General features: G+C 68.6%; 18 protein-coding genes. 6 read left to right on the top strand and 12 right to left on the bottom strand.

From position 1 onward, the window contains the following. The first annotated feature begins 10 nt into the window (after nt 1-10). The 4 genes from pstS to pstB all read left to right on the top strand — a co-directional run bounded on the left by pstS (nt 11) and on the right by pstB (nt 4,141). The gene (gene pstS / locus OG524_RS19990; protein WP_405389499.1) at nt 11-1,144 is read left to right on the top strand and encodes a phosphate ABC transporter substrate-binding protein PstS; all 1,134 of its coding nucleotides are present in this window, start codon (nt 11-13) and stop codon (nt 1,142-1,144) included. A gap of 129 nt (nt 1,145-1,273) precedes the next feature. Beyond that, a complete protein-coding gene (gene pstC / locus OG524_RS19985) occupies nt 1,274-2,266 on the top strand; it encodes a phosphate ABC transporter permease subunit PstC (RefSeq protein WP_405389500.1) in 993 nt (330 codons plus the stop codon). Beyond that, complete coding sequence (pstA, locus tag OG524_RS19980; RefSeq protein ID WP_405389501.1) at nt 2,263-3,339, top strand: phosphate ABC transporter permease PstA; 1,077 nt, start codon at nt 2,263-2,265, stop codon at nt 3,337-3,339. Before pstC ends, pstA begins: the two co-directional genes overlap by 4 nt. A 25-nt stretch (nt 3,340-3,364) precedes the next feature. After that, nucleotides 3,365-4,141, top strand: coding sequence for a phosphate ABC transporter ATP-binding protein PstB (pstB, locus tag OG524_RS19975; RefSeq protein WP_384499449.1), 777 nt, complete (start codon nt 3,365-3,367; stop codon nt 4,139-4,141). 138 nt (nt 4,142-4,279) lie between these two features. Here pstB and OG524_RS19970 read toward each other — a convergent pair whose 3' ends face one another. Both OG524_RS19970 and OG524_RS19965 read right to left on the bottom strand, forming a co-directional pair. Beyond that, nucleotides 4,280-5,278: an anion permease gene (locus OG524_RS19970; RefSeq protein ID WP_405389502.1), complete on the bottom strand. Its 999-nt coding sequence runs from the start codon at nt 5,276-5,278 to the stop codon at nt 4,280-4,282. A gap of 5 nt (nt 5,279-5,283) precedes the next feature. Then, the gene (locus tag OG524_RS19965; protein WP_361899296.1) at nt 5,284-5,904 is read right to left on the bottom strand and encodes a DUF47 family protein; all 621 of its coding nucleotides are present in this window, start codon (nt 5,902-5,904) and stop codon (nt 5,284-5,286) included. Nucleotides 5,905-6,126: 222 nt separating this feature from the next. Between OG524_RS19965 and OG524_RS19960 the strand changes: the two genes are divergently transcribed. Beyond that, on the top strand, nt 6,127-6,474 hold the full coding sequence (locus OG524_RS19960; RefSeq protein WP_361899293.1) for a metal-sensitive transcriptional regulator: 348 nt from the start codon (nt 6,127-6,129) through the stop codon (nt 6,472-6,474). 32 nt (nt 6,475-6,506) lie between these two features. Here the strand turns inward: OG524_RS19960 and OG524_RS19955 are convergent, their stop codons facing one another. From OG524_RS19955 to OG524_RS19910, 10 genes are all read right to left on the bottom strand, one after another. Beyond that, a complete protein-coding gene (locus OG524_RS19955; protein WP_405393421.1) occupies nt 6,507-6,866 on the bottom strand; it encodes a hypothetical protein in 360 nt (119 codons plus the stop codon). Nucleotides 6,867-6,975: 109 nt separating this feature from the next. Then, a complete protein-coding gene (locus OG524_RS19950; protein ID WP_405389503.1) occupies nt 6,976-7,860 on the bottom strand; it encodes a hypothetical protein in 885 nt (294 codons plus the stop codon). A 241-nt stretch (nt 7,861-8,101) separates the two neighbouring features. Further along, nucleotides 8,102-8,950, bottom strand: a complete 849-nt coding sequence (locus OG524_RS19945) for a hypothetical protein (protein ID WP_405389504.1) — start codon at nt 8,948-8,950, stop codon at nt 8,102-8,104. Nucleotides 8,951-9,141: 191 nt separating this feature from the next. Continuing rightward, nucleotides 9,142-9,876, bottom strand: coding sequence for a phosphatase PAP2 family protein (locus OG524_RS19940; protein WP_405389505.1), 735 nt, complete (start codon nt 9,874-9,876; stop codon nt 9,142-9,144). Nucleotides 9,877-10,211: 335 nt separating this feature from the next. Next, nucleotides 10,212-11,216 (bottom strand): NlpC/P60 family protein, encoded by a 1,005-nt coding sequence (locus OG524_RS19935; protein ID WP_405389506.1) that lies wholly within the window; start codon nt 11,214-11,216, stop codon nt 10,212-10,214. A gap of 119 nt (nt 11,217-11,335) precedes the next feature. Continuing rightward, nucleotides 11,336-11,935, bottom strand: a complete 600-nt coding sequence (locus tag OG524_RS19930) for a hypothetical protein (RefSeq protein ID WP_405389507.1) — start codon at nt 11,933-11,935, stop codon at nt 11,336-11,338. Continuing rightward, the gene (locus tag OG524_RS19925; RefSeq protein WP_405811373.1) at nt 11,932-14,250 is read right to left on the bottom strand and encodes an alpha/beta hydrolase; all 2,319 of its coding nucleotides are present in this window, start codon (nt 14,248-14,250) and stop codon (nt 11,932-11,934) included. The genes OG524_RS19930 and OG524_RS19925 overlap by 4 nt, the downstream gene beginning before the upstream one ends. Nucleotides 14,251-14,533: 283 nt before the next feature. After that, a complete protein-coding gene (locus OG524_RS19920) occupies nt 14,534-14,983 on the bottom strand; it encodes a hypothetical protein (RefSeq protein WP_405812480.1) in 450 nt (149 codons plus the stop codon). Nucleotides 14,984-15,090: 107 nt separating this feature from the next. Next, a complete protein-coding gene (locus tag OG524_RS19915; RefSeq protein WP_405811371.1) occupies nt 15,091-16,875 on the bottom strand; it encodes an alpha/beta hydrolase in 1,785 nt (594 codons plus the stop codon). Beyond that, nucleotides 16,872-17,261: a hypothetical protein gene (locus tag OG524_RS19910; RefSeq protein WP_405389511.1), complete on the bottom strand. Its 390-nt coding sequence runs from the start codon at nt 17,259-17,261 to the stop codon at nt 16,872-16,874. Before OG524_RS19910 ends, OG524_RS19915 begins: the two co-directional genes overlap by 4 nt. 207 nt (nt 17,262-17,468) lie before the next feature. On the opposite strand from OG524_RS19910, the gene OG524_RS19905 reads away from it, so the two are divergent. After that, nucleotides 17,469-18,092 (top strand): histidine phosphatase family protein, encoded by a 624-nt coding sequence (locus OG524_RS19905; protein ID WP_405811368.1) that lies wholly within the window; start codon nt 17,469-17,471, stop codon nt 18,090-18,092. The last annotated feature ends 63 nt before the right edge of the window (nt 18,093-18,155 follow it).

Genomic DNA, 18,155 nt, shown 5'->3' with positions numbered 1-18,155 from the left:
CACCCCGAAAGTGAAGCTTCAGCGCAAGAACCGGCTTCGTGCCACCGCGCTCGGTGCCCTCGCCGTCTCCGGCGCCCTGGTCCTCACGGCGTGCGGTTCGGACGACAACACCGGCGCAGACGCCGACGGCGGCAAGACGAGCGCGGCCGCGTCGGACATCAAGTGTGACGGTGCCGAGGGCCAGCTGCTCGCCTCCGGGTCCAGTGCGCAGAAGAACGCCATGGACCTGTGGGTCAAGAACTACATGGCCGCCTGCTCCGGCGTGGAGATCAACTACAAGTCCTCCTCCTCCGGTGAGGGCATCATCGCCTTCAACCAGGGCACCGTCGGCTTCGCCGGCTCCGACTCGGCGCTGAAGCCCGAAGAGGTCGCCGACTCGAAGAAGATCTGCAAGACCGGCCAGGGCATCAACCTCCCGATGGTCGGCGGCCCCATCGCGATCGGCTTCCACCTCGAGGGTGTCGACAGCCTGACGCTGGACGCCTCCACGCTCGCCAAGATCTTCGACAACAAGATCAAGAAGTGGAACGACCCGGCGATCGCCGCGCTCAACGACGGCGCGAAGCTCCCGGACAAGGCCATCCAGGCCTTCCACCGCTCCGAGGACTCCGGCACCACCCAGAACCTGGGCAAGTACCTCGGCGCCGCGGCCGCGAAGGACTGGAAGTACGAAGCCGAGAAGAAGTGGCCGGCCCCCGGTGGCCAGGCCGCGTCCGGTTCCTCCGGCGTCGCCGCCCAGGTGAAGCAGGTCGACGGCTCCATCGGTTACTTCGAGCTGTCCTACGCCTCCTCGCAGTCCATCACCACCGTCGACATCAACACCGGTGGCGCCGCCCCGGTCAAGGCCACCTCGGAGAACGCCTCCAAGGCGATCGCCGCGGCCAAGGTCGTGGGCACCGGCAAGGACCTGGCCCTGGAGCTCGACTACACCACCAAGGCCGAGGGCGCCTACCCGCTCGTCCTGGTGACGTACGAGGTCGCCTGCGACACCGGCAACAAGGCCGACTCCCTCGGCACGGTCAAGTCCTTCCTGACCTACACCGCTTCCGAGGAGGGCCAGAAGGTCCTCACGGACGCCGGCTACGCGCCGATCCCCGCGGAGATCAACGCCAAGGTCCGCGAGACGATCGCCGGCCTCTCGTAACCCGCACCACTCACACGCACAAGGCGGGCCGGTCCGGCGCACCCCTCCGGACCGGCCCTGCCACCGTCCCCATCCGGTGCACCGCCGCCAGGGGAGCCGCCGCGCTCCCCCACACAGACCGGAAAGACCATGGCTTCCACCACACCCATTGACATCCCACCGGCACCGCCGGCCCAACGACAGCGCGCCAGGTCGACCGGGCGCGCGGGCGACAAGATCTTCATCGGTCTGTCCCGCGGCTCGGGCATCCTGCTGCTCGTGATCATGGCGTCGATCGCCGTGTTCCTCAGCTACCGCGCCGCGCTCGCCCTCTCCGACAACGAGGGCAACTTCTTCACCACGTTCGACTGGAACCCGGCGGGCGACCCGCCGGTCTTCGGCATCGCGGTCCTGCTCTTCGGCACCGTCGTCAGCTCGATCATCGCGATGGCCATCGCGGTTCCGATCGCTGTCGGCATCGCCCTCTTCATCTCGCACTACGCGCCGCGCAAGCTCGCCGCGCCCCTCGCGTACGTCGTCGACCTGCTCGCCGCGGTACCGAGCATCATCTACGGCATCTGGGGCGCACTCGTCCTCGTGCCGTACCTGGAGGGCCTGAACCTCTGGCTCGACCAGTTCTTCGGCTGGACGTACATCTTCGAGAAGACCGAGGTCGGCGTCGCCCGCTCGCTCTTCACCGTCGGCATCCTGCTCGCGATCATGATCCTGCCGATCGTGACGAGCGTCAGCCGCGAGGTCTTCCTCCAGGTCCCGAAGATGAACGAGGAAGCCGCCCTGGCCCTCGGCGCCACCCGGTGGGAGGTCGTACGCCTCTCGGTCCTGCCGTTCGGACGCTCCGGCGTGATCTCCGCCTCGATGCTGGGCCTGGGCCGTGCGCTCGGCGAGACGATGGCCGTCGCCACGGTCCTGTCGCCGAGCTTCCTCATCTCGTTCCACGTGCTCAACCCGGGCGGCGGCACCTTCGCCCAGAACATCGCAGCGAAGTTCGACGAGGCGGACCAGTTCGGGCGTGACGCCCTGATCGCGTCCGGCCTCGTCCTCTTCGTGCTCACCCTGCTGGTCAACGGCGCGGCCCGGCTCATCATCGCCCGCCGCAAGGAGTACTCGGGGGCCAACGCATGAGCCACGCACCCACCACCGTGCAGGACCGGCCGGCTCCCGCCGTCGGCACCAAGAGCCTCAGCAGCCGGGCGCTGCCCCGCTGGGCCCCGCTCGGGTTCGCCGCCGTGGCGATCGTGCTCGGAGTCGGCCTGGGCGTGGTCGCCGGCTGGCAGAGCCGCATCCAGTGGGGTCTGCTCTCGGCCCTGTTCTTCGTGGCCATCTCGTACATCGTCACCACGGTCGTCGAGAACCAGCGCCAGGCCAAGGACCGTCTCGCCACCAGCGTCGTCTGGGTGTGCTTCGTCCTCGCCGTCGTGCCGCTCGCCTCGCTGACCTGGACGACGCTGAGCCGCGGTATCGGGGCCCTCGACGGCTACTTCCTGACGCACTCCATGGCCGGTGTGCTCGGCACGGAGCCGGGCGGCGGTGTCTACCACGCGCTGATCGGCACCCTGGAGCAGGTCGGGATCGCCACCGTGATCTCCGCCCCGATCGGCCTGCTGACAGCCGTCTACCTGGTGGAGTACGGCAAGGGCGCGCTCGCCAAGGCCGTCACCTTCTTCGTCGACGTGATGACGGGCATCCCGTCCATCGTCGCCGGTCTCTTCATCCTCTCGATCATGCTGATGGCCGACCTCGAACCGTCCGGCCTGATGGGCTCGCTGGCCCTGACGATCCTGATGATCCCGGTCGTGGTCCGCTCCACCGAGGAGATGCTCAAGCTCGTACCGAACGAGCTCCGCGAGGCCTCCCTCGCGCTCGGCATCCCGAAGTGGCGCACCATCCTGAAGGTGGTCCTCCCGACCGCGATCGGCGGCATCATGACGGGCGTCATGCTCGCCATCGCCCGTATCGCCGGTGAGACCGCGCCGATCATGCTGCTGGTCTTCGGCAGCCAGCTGATCAACTCCAACCCCTTCGAAGGCGCCCAGTCCTCGCTCCCCTTCTACATCTGGGAGCAGTACAAGGTCGGCAGCGAGTGGTCGTACGACCGCGCCTGGGGTGCTGCCCTGGTCCTGATCGCCTTCGTCATGATCCTCAATCTGGTGGCCCGCGGTATCGCCCGCTGGAAGGCCCCGAAGACCGGCCGCTGAGGCCACGCAGAAAGCAGTGATTCACATGGCCAAGCGCATCGACGTCGGCGGTCTCTCCGCCTTCTACGGCTCCCACAAAGCCATCGAGGACATCTCGATGACCGTGGAACCACGCTCCGTGACCGCCTTCATCGGCCCCTCCGGCTGCGGCAAGTCCACCTTCCTGCGCACCCTGAACCGCATGCACGAGGTCACCCCCGGCGGCCGTGTCGAGGGCAAGGTGCTGCTGGACGACGAGAACCTGTACGGATCCGGGGTCGACCCCGTCACCGTGCGTCGTACGGTCGGCATGGTCTTCCAGCGCCCGAACCCGTTCCCGACCATGTCGATCTTCGACAACGTCGCGGCGGGCCTGCGGCTGAACGGCTCGTACCGCAAGAACGAGCTGTCCGACGTCGTCGAGAAGTCCCTCAGGGGCGCCAACCTCTGGAACGAGGTCAAGGACCGCCTGAACAAGCCCGGCTCCGGTCTCTCCGGCGGCCAGCAGCAGCGTCTGTGCATCGCCCGCGCGATCGCGGTCGAGCCCGAGGTGCTGCTGATGGACGAGCCGTGCTCGGCCCTCGACCCGATCTCGACCCTCGCGATCGAGGACCTGATCGGCGAGCTGAAGGAGCGCTTCACGATCGTCATCGTGACGCACAACATGCAGCAGGCCGCCCGGGTCTCGGACCGTACGGCGTTCTTCAACCTCTCGGCGGTGGGCAAGCCCGGCCGGCTGATCGAGATCGACGAGACGGAGCGGATCTTCTCCAACCCGTCCGTGCAGGCGACCGAGGACTACATCTCGGGCCGGTTCGGATAACCACAGACGGCCTTGGGGTGCTGCATGGCGGTGCCACCACAAGGCAAAGGGTCCGCCCCCGCTCTCGGCAAGAGAGCTGGGGCGGACCCATTTCCGTACGAGGTCACCGGCCCGCCTGCGGGCCGGACGCCTTACGCCTCACCCGAAGAGCAGCACCACGAGGCCGTAGCTCAGCGCGGCGACGAGTGCCGCGGCAGGCATCGTGATGAACCACCCCAGGATGATGTTCTTGGCCACGCCCCAGCGCACCGCGTTCACCCGCTTCGTCGCGCCGACACCCATGATCGCCGAGGTGATCACATGAGTCGTGGAGATCGGGGCGTGGAACAGGAACGCCGAGCCGAACATGATCGACGCACCGGTCGTCTCGGCCGCGAAGCCCTGCGGCGGGTCGAGCTCGATGATCTTGCGGCCGAGGGTGCGCATGATGCGCCAGCCACCGGCGTACGTGCCCAGGGACAGCATCGCCGCACAGGCGATCTTCACCCAGACGGGGATCTCGTCGTTGGGGCCCTCGACATCGGCGATGACCAGCGCCATCACCACGATGCCCATCGTCTTCTGGGCGTCCTGCAGACCGTGCCCGAGCGCCATGCCCGCCGCCGAGACGGTCTGGGCGATGCGGAATCCGCGCTTGGCCTTGTGAGGGTTGGTCTTCCGGAATATCCACATGATCCCGACCATCACGAGATAGCCGACGATCAGGCCGATGACCGGGGAGAGGAACATCGGGATGACGATCTTCTCGAGCACCCCGTCCCAGTGCACCATCGTCCCGCCGGCCAGCGCCGCGCCGACCATTCCGCCGAACAGGGCGTGCGAGGACGAGGACGGCAGGCCGTAGTACCAGGTGACGAGGTTCCAGATGATCGCGCCGACCAGCGCCGCGAAGAGGATTCCCATCCCCTTCTGGCCCTCGGGTGTGGCGATCACCCCTTCACTGACGGTCTTGGCGACCCCCTGGCCCAGGAAGGCACCCGCGAGGTTCATCACCGCCGCCATCGCCAGAGCCGCACGCGGGGTCAGCGCCCGGGTGGAGACCGAGGTGGCGATGGCGTTCGCCGAGTCGTGGAAGCCGTTCGTATACGTGAAGCCGAGCGCGACACCGATGGTCACGATCAGCGCAAAGGTGTCCACGAGGTTCAGGACTCCTTGACCGCGATGGTCTCCACGGTGTTGGCGACGTGCTCGAACGCGTCAGCCGCCTCTTCCAGCACGTCCACGATCTGCTTGAGCTTCAGCACGTCCATGGCGTCGTACTTGCCGTTGAACAGATGGGCCAGCAGCTTGCGGTGGATCTGGTCGGCCTGGTTCTCCAGGCGGTTGACCTCGATCCAGTACTCGGTGAGGTTGTCCATGGTCCGCAGGCCCGGCATGGCCTCGGCGGTCAGTTCCGCCGCCCGGGCCAGCACCTCGATCTGCTGCTCCACACCCTTCGGGAGCTCGTCGATCTGGTACAGCACGACCAGGTCGACGGCCTCCTCCATGAAGTCCATGATGTCGTCGAGCGACGACGCGAGGTTGTAGATGTCCTCGCGGTCGAACGGCGTGATGAAGGAGGAGTTCAGCTGGTGGAAGATCGCGTGGGTGGCATCGTCCCCCGCGTGCTCCGCTGCCCGCATACGCTCCGCGATCTCGACTCGGGAGGCAGAGTCCGCCCCGAGCAGTTCCATCAGGAGTTTCGAGCCCGTGACGATGTTGTCCGCGGATGCGGAAAACATGTCGTAGAAGCTCGTCTCCCTGGGGGTCAGACGAAAGCGCACGTGGGGTCCTCGGGATGCTTTGGATTCGGTCAGGCTGATGCTAGGCGCATCATCCGGCCACGGCTAACCGGCATTCTTCAGTGTCGCGCATCGGGCACAGTGATCAGCACGGACCCCCGGTCACGTTTCGGCTGAATTCGTTACGCTATACCCGGCAGGGGTATACAGACGGCACAGACCGGTATACGGACCGCAGGACTCAGAGGACTACGGGAGGACCCCATGACCACCACCGAGGCAGGCGAGGCAGCCGGTACGGAAGCGGTCGTCACCGACCACGACCGCGGTATCCACGGCTACCACCACCAGAAGGACGAGCACCTCAAGCGCCTGCGCCGCATCGAGGGCCAGATCCGCGGGCTCCAGCGGATGGTGGACGAGGACGTCTACTGCATCGACATACTCACCCAGGTCTCGGCCTCCACCAAGGCCCTGCAGTCCTTCGCACTCCAGCTGTTGGAGGAGCATTTGCGCCACTGCGTCGCCGATGCCGCGGTCAAGGGCGGCGAGGAGATCGACGCGAAGGTCGAGGAGGCCACGAAGGCGATCGCCCGCCTGCTCCGTACGTGACGGCGCCGGCCCGGGCGGGGCGGCGGCGTGAGTCAGCCCCGGTGGTTGCACTGCCGGGGGATCCTGGCCGCGCGCTCGCCCCGTTCGTCACAGGCGCCACGCTCGTCGTGACCACCCCGCCCTTCACGGTCCGCGCCGGTGTCGGGAACGTCACGGCGCGACCTGGTGCCGGAAATGTCGTGGGTGTCACAACTCGCCCTGATGCCGGGCCTGTCATGGGGCTCGTCGCGGATGCCGCGGGCCACCGCCCTGACGTCGAGCACCTCGTCGATACGGTCCGGGCTGAGCCGGTCCTCCATCGCGGCCGACGCCGCGATCATCAGCTCGCCACACAGTTCGATCTCGGCGAGGGCCACACAGTCCTGAGCGTTCGGAGCGCTGAGCGTCGCCACCTTGCGTCACCTCTCTCTGCCGTCGCCGACTCCTGGCGCACCGACTTCCTAGCGTAGGGAGCGCACCACCCACCGCACATGGCACGGACGGACCATTTCGGCCCCCTCCCTACGGCGTTTCCGGGCCATTCCGCCCCTGCTGGATCCGCCCCGTGTAGATCTCCGCGTCGGGCGGCAGCCGCACGGAGACCGGAACCCCGAATCCGTACAGCAGCATCGTCGACACCACCGCCACCGCCGGCCCCTCCGTCGCGAAGGTGAAGCGGTGGCGGACCTTGCGCAGCAGGCCCTCGTCGTCCAGATACGCGTCGAACGGCACCGCGCCCGTGCTGAACCCTTTCGCCGCGGCGGTCAGCGCACCGCGCGACGACGGCGAGGCAGCCCGCGCCGCCCGCCCGATGTCCGCGACCCCCCGGTAGTGGCGGACCGCCACCCCGGCCAGCTCCGTCCGCCCCCGGTACGTCACCTCGCCCGCCCCGCGCAGGAGCTCGGCGGCGGCCATCGGGTCCGTCACACCACCGGTGACGAGATTGCCGTCCTCCAGGGCCGTCGTGTCGATCCTGACCCACTTGTCGTCGGGCACCCCGGCACCACGGTTCTTCATGTACAGCGCCCCGGGCGCCAGCAGCTCGGTGATCGGCCGGTGCCCCTCCGCCCCCGCGGCGCCCTTCGGAAGCACGACCTTGATCCGGCCCAGCTGTCTGCCGAAGTCGTACGCCCCCTCGCCCCGGATCGTCACCCGGGTCCCACCGGCCGCGGTCTCCATGGACGTACGCGTCTCGGCGCTGCCTGCTCCGGCCAGCTCGTCCGCGGCCCGCCGGACCACGGCCGCCGGGGCGTCGGCGCCGCCCGCCCCGGTCTGCCGGCCGGTCCCGGCGCCGCTCCCGTCCGGGCCCGTACCGGCGCATCCGGTGCCCACCGCCATCACACCCGCCACGGCCAGGGCGCACACAGCCAGAGCCCCGCCTCCGCACCTGTGCTGCCGCACCACCATCGCCTGCCTACCCCCAACGACGTACCCCTGACCGAGCTCCCGCCCGCCTCGCCTAACGACGGCGGGGGCGCGTCGTCACGCCACACACGCCCTGGGGGAAGCCGATCGGCCCACTCCGCCACGGCACCGCGCCGCCCGCAGTACCGTGGATCCGTGCATGAGGACCCCCCAGCCCACGCCCCGGCCCCGGCGCTCGCTCCGGCCTCCACGCCCCCCACCGCCCTCGCCCCGCCACACGGCATCACCATGGTCGAGCGCGGCTCGTTCTGCCTGGCCCGCTGTACCTGCGGCTGGTCGGGACCGGCCCGCCGCTCACGCGACCGGGCCCGCACCGACGCGGCGGAACACCGCGCGGCCACGGACGGCTGAGCCGGCGGACCGGCCCGGTCCGCTCGTACACGTCGAAGAACAGCACCACCCGCTCGCACCGGTCCGCGACGTCGGCCAGGTCCTCCAGGAAGACCGGGGCGAGGACCGCCACCGGATTCATCACCAGCTGCACATCGTCATGGCTGCGCAACCGCATGTTGAGGGCTGCCCGCACCCGGTCCGCGCCCAGCGCGACCTGCTGCGGATCGACCGCCCCGACGAATGCCCTGACCCCGGGCACCATGCCCAGCCCGACCAGTCCCACCTGCGCCGCCACGGTGCTCGACGGCGAGGCGGCCTGTACGGGTGCGGTCCGGTCGCCCAGCGGGTCCGGCTGCGGTGCGGGGACCGCGCTCTCGGCCTGGTGCCTGCGCTGGCGGTAGGTCGCCGGCTGCTTGTCGATTTTTTTCAGCGGGTGCCCCTGCCGGCCCAGCCGGGCACTGACCGCCTCCATCGCCTCGACCGTGTCGTGCACCTCGTCGTCCACGAACGCCGTGACGACGGAGGTCTGCTCACGGGCGGTGGACTCCCACTGCCGTACGAGGGTCGACTTGCCCACGCCGCCGTTGCCGCGTACGTGGAACAGGAACGGGAAGTCGGCCTCTTCCGGATCCCTGGCGAAGGTCTCCCGGAAGACCGCCAGCTCACCGCGACGCCCGACGAACCCCGCGCGCCCACGCCGCCGATTGACTTCCTGCCGTGACGGCCGCCGCCCAGCCACACACCCCACCCCCGGATAGGGAACATGATGCCTCGCCGTCGGGGCCGTGCGATCCGAAATCCGAAGTCGGCCGGCAGCCGTCGGCTGTCGGCCGGGGCGGGCTGCGGGGGTGTGGGGGTGGGCGCAGGTACACGGCTGGAGGGGGCGGCCCCGTGGGCCACCCCCTCCGGGTGTCGAGCTCCGTCACGTCCCTACGCGGCGAGGTCCTTCTCGTCCGGCGAGGCGCCCCGGCCCGAGCCCGGGCGCGGCTCGGGGATCCCGTGCGACTCGCCCGGCCCGTCGGCCAGGGCGGCGACCGGACGGCGCGAGCGGACGAGCCTGCCGACCGATCCGGCGCGGGCCACGGCCCCCACCAGCGGCGTCAGCATCATCATCGCGAGCGGCGCGAGCAGCAGCGCCACGGCCGTACCCAGGGCGAAGCCGCCGATCACATCGGTCGGGTAGTGCACGCCCATGTAGATGCGGCAGAAGCCTTCCAGCAGCGCCAGCGCGATCGCGTACAGGCCGAACTTCCGGTTGGCGACGAAGATCCCCACGCCGATCGCCATCGCCATCGTCGCGTGGTCACTGACGAAGGAGAAGTCGGTCTTGCCCGCCACCAGGACTTCGAGCCCTTCGTGGTCGTTGAACGGACGTGGCCGCTCGACGAACCCCCGGATCGGGATGTTGATGATCAACGCGATCCCGGCCGCGAGGGGTGCCCACACAAGCCCGGCGACTCCCGTCACCGAATCCTCGGTCGTCCCGCGTCGGCGAACGCTCCACCAGCACCACAGGCCCACCAGGACCATGCCGAGCATGATCCCGAATTCACCGACGAACCCCATGGCCTGGTCGAACCAGGTGGGAGCGGCCTTCGCCAGCCCATTGATGTCGTAGAGCAGGCTGACGTCGGGGTTCGACCCATCGAGTGCGAGTCCAGCCATCTGCTGCGGCCCCTTGCCTTGTCTGCTGCTGCGGCGCACAACGGTGTACGCCGCCTTGGTCGGACCCCCGTGGTCGGTTCGGATTCAGTACTGCGTGACGCTGTTCCGACGTGACGCGGTGACTGCCCTGGCCAGTGCTGCGTGGTCAGTGCGCATGCTGTCCCAGTCCAGGGAACGGCCTGCCGGCCGCGTACGTTCCGCTCTCCACCGAATGATCACCATGACGTTATCGAAGAGTGACTCATCGTCGCAGCTCAGGGCCCAGGCTTCACAGAGAGTTCCGGCCACGGCCGACTCACCGTCAGCTCAACCGGGCCCTCTCGCCGGCTCACCCGTCAGCTCCCCGGAAGCGCGGTCGGAAGGGCCTCGGCCCCGTCCTTCGTGACCCGCGTCGCACCGAAGTAGTCGGGCGTATCGATCTTGTCGAACCGGATGACTGCCCCGGTGAACGGCGCGTTGATCATGTACCCGCCTCCCACGTAGAGCCCTACGTGCCGGATGGCCCGCGAGTTGTTCAGGTCGTCCGAAAAGAACACCAGGTCGCCGGGGAGCAACTCGTCCCGCGAGGGGTGCGGACCCGCGTTGTACTGGTCGTTGGCCACCCGGGGCAGCTCGATGTCGACCGTCCGGTACGCGGCCTGCGTCAGCCCGGAACAGTCGAACCGCCCGCCCTGGTCGGCCGTTCCGTTCCCTCCCCAGAGGTAGGGCGTACCGAGCTTCTCCTGCGCGAAGTAGATCGCCCCGGCCGCCTGCCGTGACGGCTCCACCCGGCCGACCGGTTTGGCGAAGCTCTTCTCCAGGGACCGGATGATCTTCACGTAGTTCTGCGTCTCGCTGATCGCGGGCACCCCGCCCGACTGGATCACCCGGTAGGCCCCGGCGTTGTACGCCGCGAGCATGTTGTCCGTCGGATCGCCCGGGACCTTCTTGACGTACCCGGCGAGCTCACAGTCGTACGAGGCGGCGGACGGAATCGCGTCGGCCGGATCCCACACGTCCCGGTCCCCGTCGTCGTCCCCGTCGATCCCGTGCGAGGCCCAGGTCCCGGGGATGAACTGCGCGATGCCCTGCGCGGCGGCATGACTCTGGGCGCGCGGGTTCCAGCCGCTCTCCTGGTACAGCTGCGCGGCCAGCAGTGCGGGATTGATGGCCGGGCAGAGGTTGCCCCACTTCTCCACGAGCGGCTTGTACCGCGCGGGCACGGCCCCCTTGGCCAGCCCTACGGCCCCGCTCGCCCCGGAGATCCCGGCAGCGGCGGAGTACGTACCGACAACGAGCAAGGCCACGAAGCACATGGCCAGGCCTACGCCGAAGCCACCGACCACCCAGAATTTCCGCACCCCTCAACCATCCCCCATCGGGGACGGTTTCATGAGCGCTTTCGCGGGTGTGTGCGAATCATCCGAATCATCCGGGGCACCGGGGTCACTGACCGGTGCCCCGGCGCACTGACCGGACGTCAGGACGCTCCGGCGGACCAGTAGTCGGAGCGCACGTTCGGGCGGGGCAGAGGATAAACCCCCTTGTACGCGGGTCCGTTCGGCTCGGAGGCCGAATCGGCGACCTCCGACTCCTTCACACAGGGGCTGTCCGCCTCGAAGAACGCCTGCCCCTTCCCACGGAAACTCACGCTGATACCGAAGCCGGCCTTCGTCTGCGCGTAGATCGCAGGGAACACCTCGTCCTTGTTCTTCGCCTTGATGCGGTAGTCGCTTTCGAGCCAGAACTTCTCGACCTGGTCCAGGAAGCTCTGCCGACGCTCCGCGGACACGATGGTCATCACGGTGCGCCTGCGCGTCACATCGCAACTTCCCTTCGTCGTCGGGCCGTGCGCCCACTGCACCTCGGGGTCGATCTGCTTGAGTACGGCGTCGAGCATGCTGTCGGACCGCTCGGCGGCCTCCTGCATGTTCATGTCGCTGGTCTCCTTGCCGGTCTTCTTGCTGCTCCCGGCGGAGGCCTCCGCGCTGCCGCCCGCCACTCCGTCGACAGTGCCGCAGCCGGCCAGCGCGAAACCGACAGCCAGGGTCGCCGCGACGATCTGGAACCTTCGCTTCATCGCTGTTCCTCCATCTTGAGCCTGTCGGAGTGCCCCGACACGATCAGAGCGATGCCGTCCGCCGACATGGCGTCCCGTACCGGATCGAAGTAGTTGGAGTGCGCGTCGAAACTCACACCGCCCGTGCTGATCGCCGGCTGGCCGGGGGCCACCGGGAACCGTCGGGCACCGAAGGCCTCGCTCGCCGGGTCCTTGCCGAACCAGAGGTCGTCGTCGCCCGGATCGGCGAGGTCCCCGGCCAGGTAGCCACCGGCGGGACCACCCAGGATCGTACCCAGCGCGCCCACCACGACCTGCGTCTTGGACGGGAGTTTGGTCACCGGGTCGTTGGCCGCGGCACCGACGAAGACGTGCCCGCTGCCGACACCGAGGTCCACGGCGCGGTCCACACCCACGCCCGGGCTGCCGACCAGGATGATGTCGTCCACCCCCGGAATACCGCCCTCGCGCTGCGTCGCGGCACCCACGGTACGTGAACCGTAGGAGTGCCCGATCGCCGTGATGTGCGGGTCCTTGTTCTGGTTGGTGGCCGCGATGCCGCCCATGAAGTCGCCGTAGGCCACGCCGCCCTTCTTCGCACGGCCGGTGCCGGCGACCGCCAGGCTCTGCAGCCCGTCGGGCGTCTGCGGTGCGTCGTACCCGAGCCAGACGATCGACGCGGTGGACTCGTCGTACCCCTGGGCGCCGATCGCCGTGTCACGGGCACGCTTGAGGTCGTTCTTCGCGAACTCCTCGTCGAGGGAGGTGTTCAGCCCCGGCACATAGGCCGACACGTTCTTCGAGGTGTCGGGGTTCCCGTAGGAGACGATCGCCCGGCCGTTCCCCTCGTCACCGATGCCGAGCAGATACATCGGCGGCTGGCTCCCCTCCTTCAGCTGCCGGTCGATCTCCCGCAGGCCCGCCAGTTGGTTCTTCGACTTGGAGTCGGTCTTCCCCTCCAGCTTCGAGATCAGCGCCGGAAGGTTCTTCCGGTTGGCCGCGTCCCTGTCCGCCGCGGGGATGCCGTCGAGACCGCCGATCCGGTCCGGCGACAGCTCCAGGTACCGATCGCGCTGTTGCTGCGTCAGCCCGTTCCACCAGTCCTTGCGCTGGGCGGCGGTGGCATTGCTCGGGATGCGGTCGTTGAGGTAGTCGCGCTCCTCTTCCCGTACCGCCGCCTCGACGCGCGTACCGGAGCCGGGCAGCCCGGCAACCGCGCCGCCGCCCCCGCCGGACGCCTGGGCCATGTCCCATGCGGCCGAGACGTATTCGCCCTTGCCCCACTTGTACCCGGCGCCCTTCGCGGCCTGGGCGTACTGGTCGGCGACGTCCTTCGCGCTGTCGACGGGGTGGAGGACCGTGTCCACGACGCCGCTGACGTCCCCCCAGAGCCCGTCGCCGCCGACGAAGCCGGTGAGGAAGTCGCCGTCGGAGGGGCGGGAGGAGGACTGTTCCGGGGTTTGTCTACCCGCGTCGACCTGCGAAGAAGGAGAGCCGGTGGCTGAGCCGGAAGAAGAGGAGGAGGACGAGGCGGTGTCGTCGCCGCCGGTGGTTCCAGCACCGCCGGTCGTTCCGGACCCACCGGTTGAGCCGGACCCACCGGAAGCGGACCCACCGGTTGAGCTGGACCCACCAGAGGTTTCGGCTCCTCCTGCCCCGGTGCCACCGGTCACGGTCGAGCCTTCGTAGCCCGTACCACCGACGGAGGCGGTTCCGCCGGTCGAGGTGCCACCACCGCTACCCGCATCCGTGCCGTTGCCGGCGACCACGTCGACATCAGGTGCCGGGCAGGCGCTTCCGGTCAGCCGGCAGATGGCGTTCCGGATCTCCCCGGTCAGCTGCCCGCCGATGCCCGTTGCCACGAGCCCGCCGATGAGGGCCACGACCACGAGGATCATGCCCAGGTACTCCATCGCGGTCTGACCGGCGTCCCGACGCGACTTGATCAACCGCGCGATGGTGCTGAACGACCGGTGCTCCGCCCGCTGTTCAGGAGCAAGCCCGAACCATTCGCGCGAACCGGACCGCAGCAGCAGAACGACGACGACGACCGGCACCACCAGCTGCGCCACGCCTTGCCCATCGGTGCCCTCACCCAGCACCGCCAGGGCGCCGAGGATGAGCCAGGCATGTACGGCGAGGAGCCCACGCCGGATCCAGACGCCGCCGGTGCGCAGGTACAGCGAGAGTACGAATCCGGCGACGCCGGGCAGTGCGGCGTACAGCACCATGCCCAGGAGGTGACCGTCCATCGCGTCGATGGACGAGGCCACGAACAGCGCGTCGAACGCACCCACGACCGTGACGGCGAAGAGCAATCGCACGAGAATCAGCACGGCCTGCAGCGAACGCGACAACGACTGCCTGTCCGGACGGGCTTCGGCAGCACTCACATCAGCGCCACCCGGAACCGCTAATTCTCGTATGCCAGACACGACGAGTCTCCCAGCTTGGTGAGTGGGCGCAGCGATAGTTCGATCGGTGTCTGTATGCGACCACACCACCACAGGGCGCGGCATGGGTCCCAGGGCCCAATGTCAGGCTCAATGTCCCTGGTACCCGGCGCCTCTCCTACCCCCACCGAACGGCTGGTTACGGGTCATTGGGGACGATGAGACGTCAGGGGGCGCCGGCCGACCAGAAAGGGGAGCGGATGTTGGGGCGGGGGAGGGGGTAGACGCCCTCGTAGGCCGGGCCGTTCGGAGGGGTGGTGGACTCAGCCACGTCGGACTTCTCGACGCAGGGACTGTCCACCTGGAAGAAGGCTTGGCCTTTTCCTCCCACGCTCAGACTGACCCCGAAGCCGTCGTTTGTTCGCGCGTAGACCGCCGGAGCGTCTACATCATTATTGATGGCCTTGATCCGGTATCCATTCTTTCGCCAGAATCGTTCTACAACCCCGAGGAAACTACCTCGACGCTCTGCGGAAATTACTGTCATAACGGTGCGCCTGCGCGATACATCACACTTACCCGTGGTCGTCGGGTCATGCGCCCATTGCACCTCTGGTCGAATCCCCGCCAGCACCTCGTCAAGAATCTTGTCGGCACGGTCTGCCGCTCCTTGCATATCCACACTCGCACGCCGTCCCTCGTTCGAATGAACTGCCGAATCCACACAACCCGACAGCGTTACAATGAGCAGAGCAACAAGTACCGATCGACGCAGTGAAAACCTCAACGGGGCTCCTCCGTTTTAATCTTTCGCGAATTACCTGAAGCGATCAAAGCAATATTGTCTGCCGATACGTTGTCCCGCTCGGGATCAACGTCGAAGTATTGCGAGTGTGCGTCGATTGATAGCCCTCTGCCACTAACCAGCCGCGGCCCTTCGTCCACCTGGAAGCGCCTCGCGCCAAATGCGTCGCTGGCCGGGTCTTTGCCGAACCAGAGGTCGTCATCCCCCTGGTCAGCAACATCTCCCACTAGAAACGCCAGGGGACCTGACGCAGCACCAAGCGCTACTTGCTGCTTAGACGGGAGCTTCGACACAACATCATTTTCCGCTGCACCAACAAAAACGTGCCCCTTGCCTACCCCAAGATCCTCTGCACGATCCACCCCCACTCCAGGACTACCCACCAGAATGATGTCGTCCACTCCATGCATTCCATCCCCCTGTTGTGTCGCTGCACCAACTGTCCGCGAACCGTAAGAGTGACCAATGGCGGTCAAATGTGGATCCTCACGGTCATTCGTGGCCAACAGTCCACCCATGAATCCACGGAAAGCGCCCCCACCTTGATTGGCCCGATCCTCGCCCATAACCGCCAAACTCCCGAACCAGTCCGGTGCCTGTGGTGCGTCATAGCCAAGCCAGACAATCGCTGCACTGGACGAGTCATATCTCTGCGCGGTAATCGCCGTGTCCCGAGCGCGCTTGAGGTCGCCCTCCGCAAAATCCCTATCCAGTGACGTGTTCAACCCAGGCACATAGGCAGCCACGTTCCTCGCCGTATCGGGGTTGCCGTACGAGACGATCGCCCGCCCGTTCCCCTCATCGCCGATGCCGAGCAGAAACATCGGCGGCTGGGTCCCGGCCCCCAACTGCCGGTCGATCTCCCGCAGCCCCGCCAACTGCGTCACCGACAGCTCGTCGTCCCGCCCCGCCAGCTTCCCGATCAGCAGCTGCAAGTTGTCCCGGTTCGCCGCATCCCGTACCACCGCCGGGATCCCGTCCAGGTTGCCGATGCGGTCCGGGTACACCGCCAGGTACTCCTCGCGCTGTTCCTGGGTCAGGCCGGTCCACCACGCGTGCCGTTCCGCCGGGGTCGCATCGTGCGGGATCGCGTTCCTCAGGTACGCGCCCGCCGCACCCCGGACCGCTGCCGCGTCGCCCGCCGCGTCCGTCCAGGTCGAGACCGGGACTTTCAGGCCCTCCTCGGCCTTCAGCCGCCGCAGGATTCCCGCGTACCGCCAGTCGATCTCGGCCGCCGCCCGCACCGCCCCTGCCAGCCGGTCCGCGATGTCCTGCGCCTTAGCCAGGTTGGGGTTCGGCGCGACCAGCCCCGAGGGCGCCGACAGAGCCGGCAGGCCGCCCGATGACGCCGTACCGCCCTGGGGCGGCCGGTCGTCGATGATGCCGTCACCCGCCGCCGGGTACGACACCGAACCGTCCGCGTGCACCGTGAACTTCAGCGTCACCGCGTCGTCCAGCGCGCCCGTCAGCACCCGCTGCTGTGCCTTCAGCTCATGGGCCAGGCTGTTGAGCGTCGTCCGGAGCAGCCCGCACTCCGTGTACACGTACTGGAAGTTCCTGCCCAGTTGCCGCAGCCGGGCCACGGCCGAGGTGGCCGCCTCCCCCTGCTGCGTGTCGCGCAGCCCGTTCAGCAGCTCCTGTTCGACCCGGTCACGGGCCGCGTCGGCCCGGTTGGCGGCCGCGCCCCACCCGTCCGCCGCGCCCTCCAGCTCACCGCACTTCAGGTCCCGCAGCGCCGCCCAGGTCAGGCCCGGGGACCTCACCGCACCACCCCGGCCCTGTCCGCGACCGGCGCGAAGGACGACCGCACGGCCTCGTTCGTCTCCCCCTGGGCCCGCGCGACGGCCCGCAGCACGCCCGCGAGGCCCGCGCACTCGCCCCGTGCCGCCGCGATCCGCCGCTCCCAGGACGTCCGTACGGTGCCGAGTTCCGCGAGGGCCGAAAGGTCACCGGCCCCCGCCACCAGCCCCTCATGAGCCGTCGCCAGCTCCGACTGCACCGGCCCCAGGTGCGTACACAACGCCTGCGCACCTCCCGCAGCCCGCAGCCACGGCCCGTCGCTGTGCTTCAGCTCGTCCCGGCCGGCACCACCACCGCCCGCGGGACCTGCCAGGTCACTCAGCCTCCGCACCACTGCCACACCGCTCACCCCGTTCCCTTGTCACGGAGCGGCACTGTGCCAAATCCGGCGCACCCGACACGCCGGGCACACCGACGGCGAGGCCCCCCGCCCCCGCCGCACCAAGGCATCCCCCGCCCGCACGTTCACCCGTACGCGCGACACGGAACCGTCCCGCGCCTCCACGCCGTCCCTCCCGTCATCCGCAAGATCATCACGCGCCGAGGGGGATCCACCGTGACCGGCACCGCCACCCGTTACCTCTACGTCGCCCGGCACGGCCATGCCTCGCCGGACGAGACCGCGCTGACGGAGAGCGGCCGACGCCAGGCCACGCTGCTCGGCGAAAGGCTCCGGAGCAGCAACCTCTGCGCCGTCCACCACGGCCCCCTCCCCCGTGCCGCACAGACCGCCCAGCTCGCCCACAGCCGGCTCGGCGACATCCCGCTGCACGCGTCGGAAGAAGCCGGGGACTACATCCCGTACCTCCCACAGCGGGACGAGCTCCCACCGGACTCGGCGGACCGTCTGCTCGCGTTCGTGGAACAGTTCCCGCCGGAGGAACGCGAAGGCGGTCCCGCGCTGGCCCGCGCCGCGCTGGCGCGGTTCACCGGGCCGGTGGAAGGGGACGAGCCCCGCCACGAACTGGTCATCACCCACGCATTTCTGGCCGCCTGGCTGGTACGCGACGCCCTCGACGCCCCGGCCTGGCGCTGGATGGGCCTGAACCACGCCAACGCGGCACTGACCGTGATCCGTTACGCACCCGGCCGGCCCGCGGCAGTGGTCATGGTCAACGACATGGGCCACCTCCCCGCAGAGCTCCGCTGGACCGGCTTCCCACCGGAACTCCACGCCTGAACTCACATGCCTGAACACCGCGCCTGATCCCGGCGAACGGACATCCCAGGGTCCCCCGGACGG

It is taken from the genome of Streptomyces sp. NBC_01520, from assembly GCF_045040375.1.
Classification (GTDB): domain Bacteria; phylum Actinomycetota; class Actinomycetes; order Streptomycetales; family Streptomycetaceae; genus Streptomyces.
This window is presented reverse-complemented; position numbering and strand designations above follow the sequence as displayed.